The sequence below is a fragment of the Pseudoalteromonas sp. G5_S1_14_S5 genome (assembly GCF_054968605.1).
Genome location: NZ_JBQKUM010000031.1, coordinates 1 through 16344 on the forward strand (window position 1 = coordinate 1; position 16344 = coordinate 16344).

Consider the following 16344-nt stretch of genomic DNA (forward strand, 5'->3'; position numbering starts at 1 on the left):
GGTTTCATCACCAGATTCATCTTTAAGACACCACACAAACCCTTCACTACTTTCAGCAATGCTATTTACTAAATCCAAATTATCGACAAAGTCTTTTATCTCTGGAGCATCTAAAGGGTACTTCGCGAGAGCGACGTTTAATTGAGCGAGTTTCACAATGCTTGTCCCTTTTATAATTATGATGAAAATGCAATCGCTTCAATGAGCAATATCTAAGGCGATTCGCTCACCTTAACTTGTCTCTGATACTTCACACTCCAATACGGCAACGACCTGGTCGTTCTGCTATTAATTGTGGTACATAAACGTGTTATGTAGTCGCTAATAAGTTCTGTCGATTCGAATAAAGGGCTAACTGGAAGGGTGAGACTTAATCGTTCTATATCTGCTGCATCACGGCCCTTCAGTCTCGCAAATTCACTCCAAGAACATTTATCGACTTTTTCAATAACGTTTGATTCAAATAAGAGTTGAGCAAACTGTTCTGGGCTATACCCCTTAGTTTCTGCAATAAAGTGCTGCGTTTCCGAAGTTGGGTTTAAGACCAAAAGTAAATAAAATTTGGCGATATCATAAACGTGCACGTATTGATTGTACTCTGTCGACGGAACAGCAACTTGAACCGTTTGTTCAGTAAGAGAATCGACAATTCGCTTTGATTGGCAATTGTCACCGCCATACACCAAGCTCGGGCAGTACACAATATTCCAGTTAGAACTTGCGTTACTAGAGGTTATCTCTTGAAAGCCCAACGTCTTCAACACCGAAGCGCTTTTGTGATTCCAAGAGTGAACACCAGCCCAAATGTCGCCTTGATAGCCGGAACTCTGAACCTGTGATAATAATGCTTTGCACATTTGCGTAGCAATGCCTTTACCCCAACATTTGGAACTAATCCAATAAGATAACGCAAAACAATTTTCCAAAGGGAGTAACGTGACCTGACCAATAACTTGCGAATCGTTTAAATGCCGACAACTCCAAACATAGCACTTACCCTCTTCCCACTCTAAAGCACGTTGTTTGAGCGTTTTGATGTCTGCTAAAGGAAGCGACTTAGGGAACAAATCTGAACCTACAGATTTGAACAAGTAAAGGGCGTCATCAACGACCACTGGCCTAAATGTAAGGTCTAAGCATTCGAATTCTCTTGTGAGTGTCAAAATTCCCTTCCATCTACTAATATGAAAAATGCTAATAGCGCGTGCCGTCCTTTCTGCATGCCACCCAATTACCAGAACTTACTTCTACCCACTTAAAATCGTCGTCCGGATAATGAGCTTTATCGCCTGCTACGCGGCTACCTATTACAATAAACTTTGCTTGTTTGTCACTTCGGTTTACTAAATGATGCCCATTCTCGACACCACCGGGAAAACCAACGCACATTCCTCGCTTCAAAACTTGCTCACCGCCATCCATGATTAAGCACAGCTCACCTTCAAGCAAATATAGGAACTCGTCGGATTTTGTGTGCCAATGTCTTAAAGCTGATTGCGCCTTGGGTTCAAGTATCTCTAGGTTCACTCCAAACTGGGTTAAGCCAAATAGGTCTCCCAGTCCCTTACATTCAGAGTCCCCCAGGATTGATTTGTATGGCTCTGGAAACGGGTTAAAAGTGTCACCTATTAAGCTTGCAGTATCTTTTACTTTCGTCATATTTTCCCTCAGTGGGATGTGATGCAAAGCTCGACAGCGAAGATTAATATGCTTCTCTAGCCTCAAGACTTAGCGAACTGTTAAAATGCTTTTAATCGGAATCCCTCAAGCTTGCATATTGAATCGATAAATCACTCTTTACATTAGATTTTTTTGTACTTTGCCGATTTTTAAAAACACATTGCCTTGAAATATTCCAAACTGAACCCTTCACCGGAAACAGAATCACCAAGCCTTATGAATCAGGATGGGGACAGTTGTTAGCTGTTTTTCGTTCCAGATATAAGTGGTAGTTTACAGATATTTATTCAACCAACATATCGTATGATCACGCATATCATTCGAAAAATAATGTGATTCGTCAGCCAAATTGAACGCAATTTCAGTATTATTTTTATCGTATTTACTCTTAACCTTTTCAAAAAAGTCTTTCGCGAACTTGGCTGGAACCCAATCATCTCTCTCGCCATTTATAATTAGCATTGGGCGACTTTCATTTTCAAGAAGATACAAACATGGATCGATCTCTTTCATATACCTAATTGCTAACTTTTCGTCTTCGTTGAAAGTCTTATTGTCCGAATCTGCTTTTAATGCGAACTTCTCCAAACCGACGAAATCAGGAGAACCAAGAATAGGCACCGCAACTTTAATCTGGTTATTTTGAGTCAGCGAATAGAATGTAGACAGTGCCCCCATTGAAATGCCGACAAGAGCTATCCTTGATGGGTCAATCCGAATATCTTCTTGATAATGCTTAATAAGTGTATCAATGTCGTTTGCGTTCTGCTTGATAACCTGTGTCACCCTTTTAATAAAACGCGCGTGGCTATCCATGCTCTGAGCATTGCCATCATTCCTCTCACCGTGGCTATCTGAATCAAAACAGATGACTGAATAACCCTGGAGAGCTAGGTTTAACGCCAAATTAGAACCTTCATACTTATCATTGTTCCAACCATGACAGATGATGACTAAAGGGCTTTTCAGCAACTCTTTATTGCTATAAAGCAAATGTACAATCTCACCTAAATCAACTTTTTCGACAAAAACACCTTCCATGATTCCTCTTGCCCTTAGTTATAAGTCACTTACGCTTCCATTTGTTAGTCGTTTATTAATGCTTTTTGATAAAAGATTTTGTCTACTCCTTCTTTCAAATAATCCTTATAACGACCTACCTCCTTAAAACCATGAGACTCATAAAAGTCGGGGGCTTGGAACGTATAAGTGTCAACTGCAATACTACTTATTTCTCGCTCTTTACAATACATCTCTATCTTTCGTATTAGTGCAGCTCCATACCCCTGACTTCTTTCCTTTTCTGTTAACCACAAAAATCTAATTTGAACTGAAGTCATATAGATATAACCAGTTAAACCTCCGAGAATTTCTCCTGATTTATCGCGAACAAAAATTGCAAAAGACTCATCTGTGATTTCTGGTAGGAATCTTCGATTGAAATCACCTAGCCCTTGGTAAATCTGATCGATATCTTGAGGGCTCGGCGAGTGAGTAAAAGTGATATCCAATGATTTTTCCTTAATTTGGTTGAAAAAATAATACTCTCGCAAAGAATAAACTATCGTTCTTTTTTTAATGCAGTCGGTTCAAGTTTATCGACAAGCTTCTTTAAATGGTTCTTAGCCAACTCATGGTTCCCTCGACTCATCCACTTAATGCAATTAAAAAGTTCCCAAGTAAGGCCTTTATCACCATTCGTATAGGCAGGAGAATCCTCATGTTTTGGAGCGGGTTCACTGGTTACCCTTTGTTCGATGATGCCTGTTTTATCGAATAGAACTTTGAATGGCTTTGAAATACTGAACGGTTCACTCAAATCTAAGCAGTGAACTTCGATACTCGTTAAATCATTGAAGATATACTTTTTAAAGTAAGCATTATCATTGTGAAAGCCGTCAAGTAGGTAAAATATTTCCTTGTCGTGTTCAAAAAATGAGAAGCACTTATTGGCAGATTTATGGAAGTTGTTCTTCGTAAAAATAAGAATATCAGTATCCGAAACTCGGTCACCTTTCCCTGCTGCTAATGAGCCTAATAGCACAGCCGCTACTACGTTACTTTCTACCATAAAGGCTGAGCAAACAGAGCGAATAAGTTCACTTTGAAGGGGAAGATGCTTTAAATCTAGCTTTTCTGTTCTCAAAGTTACCTCCATTTTGATAGCAAAATATTTTCATTAAACAAAGCCGTCAAACCTGATCTTGAGGATAGATATTTCAGCCAGATCTCAGACTCAAATACGGAGTTCGCTTCTCTTCTGCTGATATGCAATATCCCAAAGTAAGACGAATAATCTCTTCAGGTGACCAACGAACGACGACATTGCCGATGTCGAAAACAATATTTTTTATCCTTTCAGAACTCACTATTTACTCCTTTAAAATGAATTAAATGGCTCAAAAATTCACCAGGCACCAAACTAAAATACTCTCAGAACAGTGTTCACCTATCACCTTTCAACGACTGATAAAATCACTGGAATATGAATCAAGTTTTATTTCTTTGCTTTCGTAGGCCATAGCTACAGTGAAGCATAGAGCTCACTCAATGTAGGAAACTGAGAACAATCCCAGCCGCTTGGAAGCCTTATTTCATTACACGACTTCACTAACTCAAGAGCTTTAACACTATCTGAAGAACAACTGACCTCTGCAAGTTCATCTAGCAGAGTTAATTCCCAATCTCCAGAAATAGGGGTTATAAATTTAGGCAGTATGCCCCAACCGGTATCCCACGTATGCATTTCAAATTTTGATAATGCATATAAGTCTCGAATTAGGCTCCCTTTGATAAAGGCTAATCCTTTGAAATCTCGAAAACCAAAATTTTCATCAGACTCAGCGTTTTGACGGCATAGCTTCCAAGCCCGCCCAGCTAGGATAAAGCTTGATGACGGTACATCACACGGATCAAATTCAAAGTTCAAGACTTGGCGATGAATATCGTCTAACTGAGCATCGACGGCTATCCACCCTTTTTCTTTGTTCCAATACTCACATACCCAGTGATCTTCAAAATGGTTTTGAGCTAAATAAGTCGCAAAGCCACTCCTTAGTCTCGCTGGTATTCCTTTTGCTCTCAATACTGCGCAAACTAATAGTGAAAAGTCTCTACAAATACTGATCACTCTATGGTTTGGTTTCTTGAAAACGTGTGAAGGCTCACCTGATTTCGACATTGCTAAAGAGACTAAATCTTTAGCATACCGAGTCTGCATTTCGGTCAGCTTGTTTAACGGATCAGCCTCAACACCGTAGTGCTCTAACCAATATGCGTGAATAAGATTCCCTTGAACAAACTTACATATACCCACTATATCATCAGATATTTTACGGATGTCTAACAGGTCATTAGTTAGCTCTGTAAACTCCGTGTTTTCGGTATAGTCATTGATAAACATCTGTTTCTAATCCTTTGTAGATATCTGTACGCATAGGTTGAAACGAGATTTACAGAAACAACCTCAAATTGAACGTAACCCGGTTCAGAGTAAAAATACCAAGCGTTGTGAATCACCCTTAAACGTTTGCCATTCACGTTCTAGCTTACATGCTACATTATTCTTTTTGCAACTTGCTCAGGTGTAACGTTAGAGTTATCAATTTCAATAGTGTTAAGTGTCATTATCGGAACCTATTCACATTACTCCAAATAGGATGAGAGCCGGTTAGCACAGGATATTTTGTGTGTGGGTATACGTTCTTCAGATTCCACACGAAGAAGCAACTCTGATTTGGCTGGTGACAAATGTGCAGGGTAAAAATCATTAGCTTAAGGTATAAACACATCTTGTCATGTGATCAAATGGTTTCGCCAAAAATCAATAACCAAACAACAAGATATGAGAACTCGATATTTTACACGACTCTCCTTACCAATTCTGCCCTGAATTACACTTAAGACGACTCAATAGCTTAACGCTGGTAAGACAGTTCTGGAACCAGTTTATCCTCAAATTAGTTCTTATTGTCAGCTAAAAATCGGCCAGATCAGATCATAGTGCAAGGCTTTGAACCAAAGGTTGAGATTCATAGATAAACAACATTGCTCAATATTCCTATGCGAGTTAAAGAGAAGGTACAAATATCTGAGCAAGGGTTGCTACTCAAGCCCAGTCAGGCAATCACCTTGCCATAACTCTTTCTGTCACGAAGTGTTCGTTCACATTTTTACAACCATGGCGGTATAGCATTCAGTTTGTAGAAAGTCTTTTGGTTATGAGCACCGCTGAGCGTTGACGAGATGATGAATTTATCCAAGGTTTGGATATCAGTTGCGTTTGACCCAGCGTTAACACATTGATTTTGGCTCATGATGTTTAAGGCATTGCTGATCATCGGTTCATCTGGGGTACCTAAAAGGAAGTTTAAGTCATCGCCAACAGGGCAACCTTGCACTTGATGTGAGAGGCCCATCTCAGAGGTTTCAGTTTCGACAGGCGCTAAGCCATAAGTGTAATCACCGTAACCTTTCTCATTTTGGCCAACAAACTGCACAAAATAGTAAACCATGCCACAGTTCATATCGGGTAAGAAGCCGTACGGTTTACCATAGGTTTGCTCACCAATCAGTATAACTTCGACATCAATGCCTCTTAACCCGTTGATGAGAGATTCACTGGCGGAGGCGGTAGATCCCGTCGCAAGTATAAAGACTCGATCTAGATTAAGCGTTGGTAAAATGTTGTTAGTAATAACGCCTTGATCCCAATCGATTTCTCGATTAATGAAGTACATGTCTAGGTTTTTATGCGTGTTTTTGTCGTTGTAAATAAGTGATTCAAAGACTCGATTGAGTGAACTATCGCCAGCAATCATGTAAGCAAGTTGCGAGGCCATGTAAAGCAAACCGCCTTGGTTGTATCTCAAATCGATAATCAAATCACTGATACCGTTTAGAGAAAAGTCGTTGAAAGCGCTGATGAGTGGCGCTTGAGCAGAAGCGTGAAATTCATTGAACATAAAGTAACCGACTCGATTATCTGCAAGGGACAGCTGTTTGACATGCATTACTGGCGAAACGGTTTCATTACTAGGTCTAAGCAGTAGCGTTTTTAGTTCTCCACTGGGAGATTGGAATTGAAATTGGTAGAGAATGTCTCTGGGATTAAATAAAGTTTCATTGATGTAATAAAGCTCCTCGTAAACATTGGTATTGACGACATCGATGCTGTTAATTTTGATTAACTTATCACCACGAGCGACTCCGGCCATGCTGGCAACGGAGTTTTCATCCACATAACTGAGCACAAAGTTACGCGGCGCAGTGGCAGAGAGAAAAGACCAATTGAATCCGAATCCATACACCACTCTTTCGATAAAGCCAGACATATATTGTTCGTAGGTTTGGCTAAAATGGAAACGATCTTTTGCAAGATTATTGTCCAAGGTGGCTGGCGTTTTTAGGCTACTAAAATAACTCAGAGTGGAAGGATAACTATTGGGGTCTGTATCGTTGATTTCATCGTACCAAAGATATTCCTCATGCTGGATTGATCTCAGATACAGTTTTTCATGTAACGACGAGCCCAACATATCCGGATAATTTTGGTTAGTGAAAGGGTCTATGCCTTCTCTTGGCGTAGCACAATAATTCTTATATAAATCCGATGGGAAAAAGACGCCTTCATTCCATACTTTTGGGTTGGAAGACGTGTCGCTTACTGCATTGTCTATGTTGAAGATGAGTTCTTGTAACGCTTCAATATTCTCAATTGTGTTTTGCTCAAATAAGCGCTCTTTATATTTTTCAATGTTACCTTCTATATATTGAAAATCAATTAAGTCGGCAAAGGTATCAGACGTAATGTCTGAAAATTCACTGTTATTAATGGCCTCATTTATGCTGCTCAATGCATTGTTATGCGCTGACCAAGCTTGATTGATATTATCGATCACCGCTTGGACCTGTGTCAGCAGCTCTAAGTTTTCCAGTTGTGCAATGGCATCTAAGTAGTCAGTGAAATGCTCACTGATGATGCCGTTTAACTTTAATGGTTTGATGGTGTCTTCAGTGATGCTTGAGAAATGGTTGTTTGACCAAGCGTCTAGTAACACTTGCCATGTTTGAAGGAAAAGCGTTTTTTCTGAGTCAATGTTGTCGATAATGTGTTGAAGCTCCTCAACATTATTTATTAACGTGATGTTGCTGATGGCTTCTAAGTAATCAGTGAAATTTTCTTCTTTAAAATTTAACGTATCTATGTCGTACAGCGTTTGAATATTTAACTCTTCAATGTCTTTATTGATAACTGCCCGTTCAATCACATCCCACGCTGTGGCATGCCGTAATCTTTTGGCATCAATGTCATCAATGATCTGTTGAAGTTGCTCTAAATCATCGATTTCATGCAGCATTGATAATTGCATGAGGTAATCATCGAGGTGTTGGACATTTAACGATTCTAACCCAGGTAAGGTCAGGATGAGTTGTGTTAGAGACTCTTTGTTTTTATTTTTTTGCGCGGTTTGGAATAACGTCCAAGGGGTGGGCAGTTCGGTGCCTTGCCATTGATGCCATTGGTTGATTGCTTCGAATGTATCAATATTGTCCGTTGGCACCAGCGTGAAATGGGCGGGGTCAACAACGTTACTGGAGTATGCGGGGCGTGCTTGTTGCTCAAGGTGTATTTTTCCGTTCACATAGCCGTTAATATCCCACAATAAATCGGCAAATTTTTCACAATTGCTTTCGTTTTGACATTGCTCGGTACGATAAGTCACTCGCCCATTATCGCTGAACTCTTGTATTTCTGTAATGTCGAAGGTCACTCGTTCACGATTTCTCACCCAATTCGCTAAGTACTTTGTGGCAATATTCTTTGTGCTAACCGTTTCAGCGCTGCTATCGACAAACCAGAGGATGGCCTCGCCTGTTTGATTCATACTAAGAAAACTTTGTTGCTGCTCATTGCTGTAGCTAAGAACGACATAGTCTCCGCTAAGATCGCCTTGGGCATTGTTATCAATGTTTTCTAACAGTCGGCCGCTAGCAGGATAAATACGATCATTCGATTTAAACAAATAATCTACACGTTCACTTAAAAAGTTTAAAAAATGCAGTTCAATATTATCTCTAATGAATAATGTTTGATTCTCATCATTCCAGTTAACTGTTTTTTCTCCAAGTTGAAATGCCTCTTTTTCCTCATTGAAGGTCAAAGCGAACATTTCGCTGCAATCTGCTTGTTGATGATGACACGGTGGCTGTATTAGGGTCAGTTTGTGTCGCTGGGTAAGACGTTGGGTTACGTACGATTTCTTCTTGTATGAGGTTTTATCAGCGGTATATAAGCGCTGCTGACTAGTCAATGGAACGGCATTGCCTAACTCGTCTGAACAATTCACGGTGACATTGACCAAAGCGTTATTTTTTTTAGCGTAGACCTGGCGAATGATTATCTCGTCACAAAAATGAATGTTAGCGCCCCCCTTTTGACCGCTTAGCGTACCACTTAAATTTTCAAGACTAAAACCCAAGTCACTTACTGCTTTGATAACCACTTTGTCAGCATGGTTCGATACCTCGACTTCATCGACCATCACGGTGCTCGACGATAAGGTGGCATTGTTGTCCTTGCGGTTGACAACGAAACCGGCAACAAGATTGTTAATCGGGATAAAATAATTTTCACCAACCGGTAGTTTGAATTTGCTAGAAATCACCTCTTTATCTGCAAGCATTTGTTTTTTAGCATTGGAAAACTGAGATGTATTAATTACGTTGTATAAAAATGCTTCTCTTTTGTCTTTTTTTGTAACCAATTCTAATGTATCTGAGACACTGCTTGGTAGCGTTGTCTGGGGCGTTTTAATGGGCTCATCAATGATGACTTTTATGATAGTGGCGACCTCAAGTAACGTATTTTCGTCAATTTTCTCTGCTTGTTCGATATAATTTTCGTAGGACGAGAACGTTTCTCCGTTGTTGACTTCCTTAGCTAAGGCATATTCAGCCGTAGTGAGGTTAGTCACGTTGTACTTTAATTCTTCTTGTGGGTTATTCTTTTTTGACTCACGCAAACCCCCAATCATCCGGACAAGTTTAGCATTGGATTGGTTTTGTTTGCCGAGAGCTTCGATATAAATAAGGGAAGATTCATCGTCATCTAAAATAATGTCGGTTTGATAGCGACCATCGATATCGGCTATCACCTGAACTTTTCTGTCTGAATTTAGGATGTTAAACGTTATATCGGCCTCAGATATTGGCGAGTCAGTAATGATTCCATTCAGTGAAAAAACTTCGGTGATGGGTTCGATTTGAACATCTGAGATGGTTTCAATCACAGAGCCCTCATTCATTCCATGAGCATAAATAGAAAACGTACCGCCATTCATGTCCGTACTGGGTAACGTGATCATTAAAGAATTGGAATTACTGCTTTGACTAACAACAATATCCTGATGTGAAAAGTTCCATTGAATGGCGTTCAAATCGAAGCTGCTATCAACAGACACTTCTATTGTACTTTTCTCATTTGCTCGATCTTGATGAGTCAATTTGATGTATGAAGAAGAAGACGCAGTGTTATTTTCATCGCCGGAATCATTACAAGCGATCAAAGTTAAAACTAAAGTCAAGTTAATGGCATATCTAGTGATTTCCGAAATTGCAGTCATTATAAAGCCCATCTTGTTGACCAATAACATTGACGTTGTTTTATTAACTGATTAATCTTCATACAAATAAATATTAGTAGTTTGGCAATATTTTTCCAATTGTCAGTCCCGCCATGGCTTTGTGCAGGTGAATTCGGGCATAATTTCAATTGAAAGCGAAGATATCTAGAGTTGTGTGAATATTAAACGCTTTGAGTGTTGGGCGTACCTAGCTCTGTAAGTTTGTTCAGCGCCTTAATCATTGTCTTAGTCTAGAAAACCTGAACGTTTGAATTGCTTAGGCTTAGCTGTCCACCTAGCACCTGTTTCATCTAATGCATTACTGACTCTGATAGTAAGGGCTTATTGTTGACCTTTCGGGGCTGTGTGTTTTTTAGCCAGCAGAGGAATTAATAGACGTGAAGTCTTTTGGGAGCAGGATTTCACACCTTATCGAGCAAGTTTGAAAGCTCTTGGGTGAATTTGGTTCAAATTTACTAAGTTTAACTTCGCCTAATCTCAACAACAGAGTATGTATGCCAGTGCTTCATCTTCTCTAAAGCTTTTTGATAATACTGACGCCAAACCTCTGGATGATCATCCATTGCATACCTTCAGTAGTTCGATCAGGTTTTGAACCTCAACAATAGATAAATTTGTATCTGTGATGGCACCTTCTGTGTTGAGCCAAACAGCCTGTAGGCCAGCTTCAAGCGCTGGGTAGATATCTTTTTCTAGGGTATCGCCAATCATGGTGATCTCTTGTGGCTTTATCCCGAGTTGCGAGATGATCGCAGGATAGAAGCCCTGTTCGTATTTAGATAAGCCAATACTCGCCTTACAGAAGTAACCATCAATGTATTGTGACAGGCCAACTCGCTCAAACGCGCGGATGATGTCAGTTTTGCTTGAATCAGCCGCATTAGTGGCAATGTAGATGTTGTGATGCTTGGACAACTCAGCGAGTAAAGCTTGTGCTCCACTCACTTCTTGTACGATTTCCCAGTCACACATTTTCCCTTGTGCGTCTGGGAAGTCGGTCATTAAGGTGTTGCCCCAATCAAATAAGACGGTTTTGGTCAGCTTGGTTGCAACCGTTGATTTTGTACCTCTGTTCATCATGCCTCCTGCATCGATGATGTTACGAATGTTTTGCGGTACTTATAAGAATTTCTCGATGAGTATCTCGTCAAAGTACTGCTCACCAATTTTGGCGTGTTTCTTTGCAATTCCGACAGTTTCAAAGCCTTGTTTAAGATAAACCGCCAATGCTCGATCATTGTCCGCTATAACATAAGCAAAAAGCTTTTCGTAGCCTTTGGCTTTTGCGACTTCGAATGTGTGATCAAATAGTTGTTTTGCTACTCCTAGTCCACGGCTGTTTGCATCAACATACGTCCCAATAATACCAACATGATCAAAGGCTTTCGTATAAGAGGCAAACGGCTCTACGTTTTGAAAACCAATTAATTGATTCGTCGTTTGATTAACAGCAACACTGAACACGCCACGTTCGGGAAACGACTCAATAAAACCTTTCTCTTCATCCAACGTAAACATCTGATCTAAGATGGTATAACGCCCTTCGATGATGATTGGGTTTAATACATCGATAATACCCTGAGCATCATCTACTGTAACTTGTCTTATTGTTAAGCTCATACTTTCTCTACCTTTTTTCCTTGGGCAGATTCTAGCTCGATATGCCATCCCTTTGATAGGACAGAATGTTATCGAAAGCGATATCAAAGTAGAGTTCGTAGCTATTTTGTTCAACGTAGCCTAAATGCGGCGTTGCTGTCACGTTTGGTAGAGACAACAGCGGTTCGTTATTCGGCGTCGCAGGTTCAATATCAAACACATCAATTGCTGCTCGTTTACTTGGTACTTTGGTGAGTTCATCAAATAACGCATTAGGCTCGACTAACTCCGCACGGCTGATATTCACGAATAGCGAGTCAGGTTTCATTACGCTGAGGTCATTAGCAGTAACACAGCCTTTAGTGACATCGTTTAAACGAAGGTGTAATGAGAGTACGTCCACACTTTCGAAAAATGCCTGCTTGGTTACTGCCGCTTCGAATCCATCGGCTTGTGCTTGCTCTCGCGAGTTCTGGCTACCCCACACCGTTACATCCATCCCGAACGCTTTAGCGTATTGCGCGATGCAGCGCCCGATTTTTCCATAACCCCAAATACCAAGCTTTAGCCCCCTAAGCGTTCTGCCTAAACCGAGTACACCTGAACTTTGCCATCGGTTCTGTCTGAGGTTTGAAACGTAAGTAGGAATGTGACGAGATGCCGCCATAATCAATGCCCAACAGAGCTCAGAGGGCGCGACAGGTGAACCTCGTCCTTCTAACACTTTCACACCGAAACGTTCACACAGCTGTGGATCGATGTGATTACTGACTTTTCCGGTTTGACTTATCACTTTTAGGTTTGGTAGTTCAGATAGCAGCGACTCAGTGATTTCAGTACGCTCGCGGATGAGTACAAGCGCCTCAAAGTCGTAAAGCTTCAACACTAGTTCATTTTCTGGATAAGTCTCGGTGAATACGGTAACGTCATGATCTTGCAACTTTCGGTAACACTCGAGACTTTTTACTGTATTTTGGTAATCATCCAGTATCGCAATTTTCACTACACACTCCTTGTTCTATTGCTTTGCTATTTTTGAGCGTTCAGTGCCACGGGTTAAGATTCATTTAACTTGTGGCACTCTGTACAGATAAGGTCAATTATTGATGGACGACTTTGAAACGCTCGAGCACCAACATCATGTCTTCACTTGGTGTGATCTTTAAGTCTTCGCATTCACGAGAGAAAAAGTTCCAGTGCGCTTCTCGCCACCATGCCAACGTTTTATCACCCTCGCCTTCAGCGGCAGCAAACTCAGCCGTCACCTGGTTATATGGGCACAATGACACCGATGTAAGTTCAACAATACAGACAGGATTACCGTTCCAATCAGTGACCACCTGTAAATGTCCAACAACGGGCATGGTTTCGCCTTCATGGCTGTACCAATATTCCATGCTGCACGAGGCTTGTTTTTCACCTTTCAGTATCAGCTGCGCGCATAGATTGGCGTTGTACTCATCCGCGCAGTAATAGTCGGCACTGAATGAGGTGTATTGTTTGGCAACATCAACCGGCAGTGAATTGAGATAACTATCTAGATAGACTTTGCTTCTTTTTTCCATAATGGGTCCATTTTCAATATTTATTTCAGCCAGAAGCACTATATTGAGCACCTGACTGCATTGCGCGTAACCTATCAAGGAGTGTAAACGGTGTAAACCAAGTAACGATTAAAGTGTGTCCTCAGAGAGTAGATTTAATGCAGGACTGTTAGATCAAAAAAAGAGCTAAAAACACCTTCAGGCAATGCTTTTAACTCTTTGTATTTTATTGTGGATTAACCAATTAACGGTTTAAGAAGTTTACCGCTTTATCTGGGAAGTCGGTAAACACACCGTCGACTTTCACTTGGTTATAAAACACGTCCAACATACCATCGAAGTTATCGACATAACCTGGAATTCGGTCTGGATCAGCGCGGAATGTATATGGGTGAACATCTAAGCCAGCGTCTTTCGCTGATTTCATCAATGGCTTGATGATGATTTTGTCTTTGGTTGATGCATCGTCCACCAACATAGGTTTCCAAGGACCAATACCGTCAGCATAAGTCGCCACTTTTGCCATACCGCCCTTCTCGAACATCCAATCATAACTATAAGGCGTCGCTACATCGCCTTTGTAAGTCATTGTTTCATTCCAGTCCGTGTAAGCCATCAGCTGAACCAGCTTGAGGTCCATTTCCATCGCAGGCATGAGTTCGTCGTTTATACGTTTTAGTTCGTTCGCATCGAAACACTGTAGGTAGACCTTATCATCTTTAGATAGGTAACCATATTGATGCAAGGTAGCCAGTACTGCTTTAGAAATGTCTTTGCCTTCATGACGGTGGAACCAAGGTGCTTTGATTTCTGGGTAAATACCAACGTCATAACCAAGGGTCTTATTCAAGCCTTGGATCATTTCGATTTCTTCTGCAAACGTTGGTACTCGGAAATCAGACTGCCACATTGGGAAGCGTGTTGGATACCCTGCGACTTTGTTCCCTTGCTCATCAAGCTTAAAGCCCTCAGTCACTCTTAATGATTTGATCTCAGCGAGTGTAAAGTCTATCGCGTAGTAACGCCCATCTTCACGCGCACGGTCAGGAAAGCGCTCAGCAACATCGGTAACGCGATCTAGATAATGATCGTGAAGTACGACGAGTTGGTCGTCTTTGGTCATAACAACATCTTGTTCGATGTAATCCGGCTTCATTGCATACGCAAGAGCCTTAGCAGGCAGAGTGTGCTCAGGTAAGTAGCCCGATGCGCCTCGGTGAGCAATAACCAAAGGATCGGCAAATGCGTTAGCCGATAAGCTTAGAGCCAATAGAGTCAGGGACAGTGACGTTGTTTTCATTGTTCTATTCCTTGATAAAATAGAGGCAGGTTATCCCTGCCTCGTTTAATTATTAGTATGATGCTGTTGAGTTAAAGAATGATTAAGCTATTGCCTCTTGCTCACGGCTTTTCTCTTTATGATGCTTACGCTCACCGATAAACGCGTACAGCAGACAGATGATTGAAGCAACACAAGCACCAACCAAGATAGTGAAACCACCATCCCATCCGTAATGGTCAACCATGAAGCCTAGCACCGCGTTTGCTGCAACTGCGCCACCTAAGTAACCGAATAGACCTGTTAAACCTGCGGCTGTACCTGCAGCTTTCTTAGGTGCAAGTTCAAGTGCGTACAGACCAATTAGCATTACCGGACCGTAGATTAGGAAACCAATCGCAATCAGTGCCACCATATCAATGGTTGGGTTACCTGCCGGGTTAAACCAGTAAACTAGTACCGCGATTGTCACCAGTACCATGAACAAGATACCTGCTGGAGCACGGCGACCTTTGAATAGCTTATCTGAGATCCAACCACACAATAGCGTGCCAGGAATACCAGCCCACTCGTACAAGAAGTAAGCCCAAGAAGATTTATCTACAGAGAAGTCTTTCGCTTCTTTTAGGTAAACAGGAGCCCAGTCCAGTACACCATATCGGATTAGGTAAACGAACGCGTTTGCAATCGCGATAGACCACAGCAATTTGTTATTAAATACGTACTTAAAGAAGATCTCTTTCGCAGTCATCTCAGTTTCGTGAGATTTGTCGTAATCATCTGGGTAATCGTTTTTGTGCTCTTCAATTGGCGGTAGACCACAAGATTGAGGGGTATCTCTTACTGTGAACCAAATGAAAATAGCAACGAGAGTGGCAAAAAATGCAGGAACATAAAAAGCGGTTCGCCAATCGTCGTTAAAAGCCCACAGACCCAGCAAGAACATTGGACCAATCAATCCACCACCCACGTTGTGAGCAACGTTCCAAACTGAAACGATCTCGCCACGCTCTTTACGTGACCACCAGTGCACCATGGTTCGTCCACACGCTGGCCAGCCCATACCTTGGAACCAACCGTTCAAGAAAAGAAGAATAAACATTGCTGTGATGCTGCCGGTTGCCCAAGGCATGAAACCAAAGCAGAACATAACCAGTGCCGACATTAACAAGCCACCACTGAGGAAATAACGAGGGTTCGAACGGTCAGAAACGCTACCCATTAAGAATTTAGATAAACCGTAAGCAATAGATACGGCTGCTAATGCCACCCCTAGCTCACCACGGCTGAAACCCTGTTCAATTAAGTAAGGCATTGCCAAACTAAAGTTTTTACGGACTAGGTAGTAACCCGCATAGCCAACAAAAATACCGATGAACAGTTGCCATCGTAATCGTGTGTAAGTGCTATCGATCTTATCTGATGACAAGCGATCGATATGCGCCATAGGTTTGAATATTCCAAACATAGGAACCTCGTAGTATTGGGCATAAGAAAAATAAAATGTTCGAACGAAAAAGTTAATGCTCATTCGAAAACAGGTGGGATTGTATGTGCTTCAAGAATAATTTCTGTGACGCGTATAGCTATTAACAAT

General features: G+C 41.2%; 15 protein-coding genes. All 15 read right to left on the reverse strand.

The features are described from left to right. A partial coding sequence (locus tag ACTRWI_RS11080) for a DUF3291 domain-containing protein (RefSeq protein ID WP_499131394.1) occupies positions 1-156 on the reverse strand: 156 nt, incomplete at its 3' end. A gap of 56 nt (positions 157-212) precedes the next feature. Further along, positions 213-1163, reverse strand: a complete 951-nt coding sequence (locus ACTRWI_RS11085; protein WP_499131334.1) for a GNAT family N-acetyltransferase — start codon at positions 1161-1163, stop codon at positions 213-215. A gap of 31 nt (positions 1164-1194) precedes the next feature. Continuing rightward, positions 1195-1659, reverse strand: a complete 465-nt coding sequence (locus tag ACTRWI_RS11090; protein ID WP_499131336.1) for a cupin domain-containing protein — start codon at positions 1657-1659, stop codon at positions 1195-1197. Between the two features lie 294 nt (positions 1660-1953). Then, positions 1954-2721, reverse strand: coding sequence for an alpha/beta hydrolase family protein (locus ACTRWI_RS11095; RefSeq protein ID WP_499131338.1), 768 nt, complete (start codon positions 2719-2721; stop codon positions 1954-1956). A gap of 44 nt (positions 2722-2765) precedes the next feature. After that, positions 2766-3191 (reverse strand): GNAT family N-acetyltransferase, encoded by a 426-nt coding sequence (locus ACTRWI_RS11100; protein ID WP_499131340.1) that lies wholly within the window; start codon positions 3189-3191, stop codon positions 2766-2768. A 50-nt stretch (positions 3192-3241) separates the two neighbouring features. Then, complete coding sequence (locus tag ACTRWI_RS11105; RefSeq protein ID WP_499131342.1) at positions 3242-3826, reverse strand: nucleotidyltransferase domain-containing protein; 585 nt, start codon at positions 3824-3826, stop codon at positions 3242-3244. 73 nt (positions 3827-3899) lie between these two features. Continuing rightward, complete coding sequence (locus ACTRWI_RS11110) at positions 3900-4049, reverse strand: hypothetical protein (RefSeq protein ID WP_499131345.1); 150 nt, start codon at positions 4047-4049, stop codon at positions 3900-3902. 155 nt (positions 4050-4204) lie between these two features. Beyond that, positions 4205-5083, reverse strand: coding sequence for a transglutaminase-like domain-containing protein (locus tag ACTRWI_RS11115; RefSeq protein ID WP_499131348.1), 879 nt, complete (start codon positions 5081-5083; stop codon positions 4205-4207). Positions 5084-5852: 769 nt separating this feature from the next. Continuing rightward, positions 5853-10304: a S41 family peptidase gene (locus ACTRWI_RS11120; protein WP_499131350.1), complete on the reverse strand. Its 4452-nt coding sequence runs from the start codon at positions 10302-10304 to the stop codon at positions 5853-5855. 576 nt (positions 10305-10880) lie between these two features. Continuing rightward, positions 10881-11402 carry an HAD family hydrolase gene (locus ACTRWI_RS11125; RefSeq protein WP_499131352.1) on the reverse strand — a complete coding sequence of 174 codons (522 nt, stop codon included), beginning with the start codon at positions 11400-11402 and terminating at the stop codon, positions 10881-10883. A 42-nt stretch (positions 11403-11444) separates the two neighbouring features. After that, positions 11445-11945: a GNAT family N-acetyltransferase gene (locus ACTRWI_RS11130; RefSeq protein WP_499131353.1), complete on the reverse strand. Its 501-nt coding sequence runs from the start codon at positions 11943-11945 to the stop codon at positions 11445-11447. 31 nt (positions 11946-11976) lie between these two features. After that, positions 11977-12927: a D-2-hydroxyacid dehydrogenase family protein gene (locus ACTRWI_RS11135; RefSeq protein WP_499131356.1), complete on the reverse strand. Its 951-nt coding sequence runs from the start codon at positions 12925-12927 to the stop codon at positions 11977-11979. A gap of 97 nt (positions 12928-13024) precedes the next feature. Continuing rightward, complete coding sequence (locus ACTRWI_RS11140; protein WP_499131360.1) at positions 13025-13489, reverse strand: ASCH domain-containing protein; 465 nt, start codon at positions 13487-13489, stop codon at positions 13025-13027. Between the two features lie 223 nt (positions 13490-13712). Next, the gene (gene glpQ / locus ACTRWI_RS11145; RefSeq protein WP_499131362.1) at positions 13713-14768 is read right to left on the reverse strand and encodes a glycerophosphodiester phosphodiesterase; all 1056 of its coding nucleotides are present in this window, start codon (positions 14766-14768) and stop codon (positions 13713-13715) included. 82 nt (positions 14769-14850) lie between these two features. Then, positions 14851-16215, reverse strand: a complete 1365-nt coding sequence (glpT, locus tag ACTRWI_RS11150; RefSeq protein ID WP_499131364.1) for a glycerol-3-phosphate transporter — start codon at positions 16213-16215, stop codon at positions 14851-14853. Between the last annotated feature and the right edge of the window lie 129 nt (positions 16216-16344).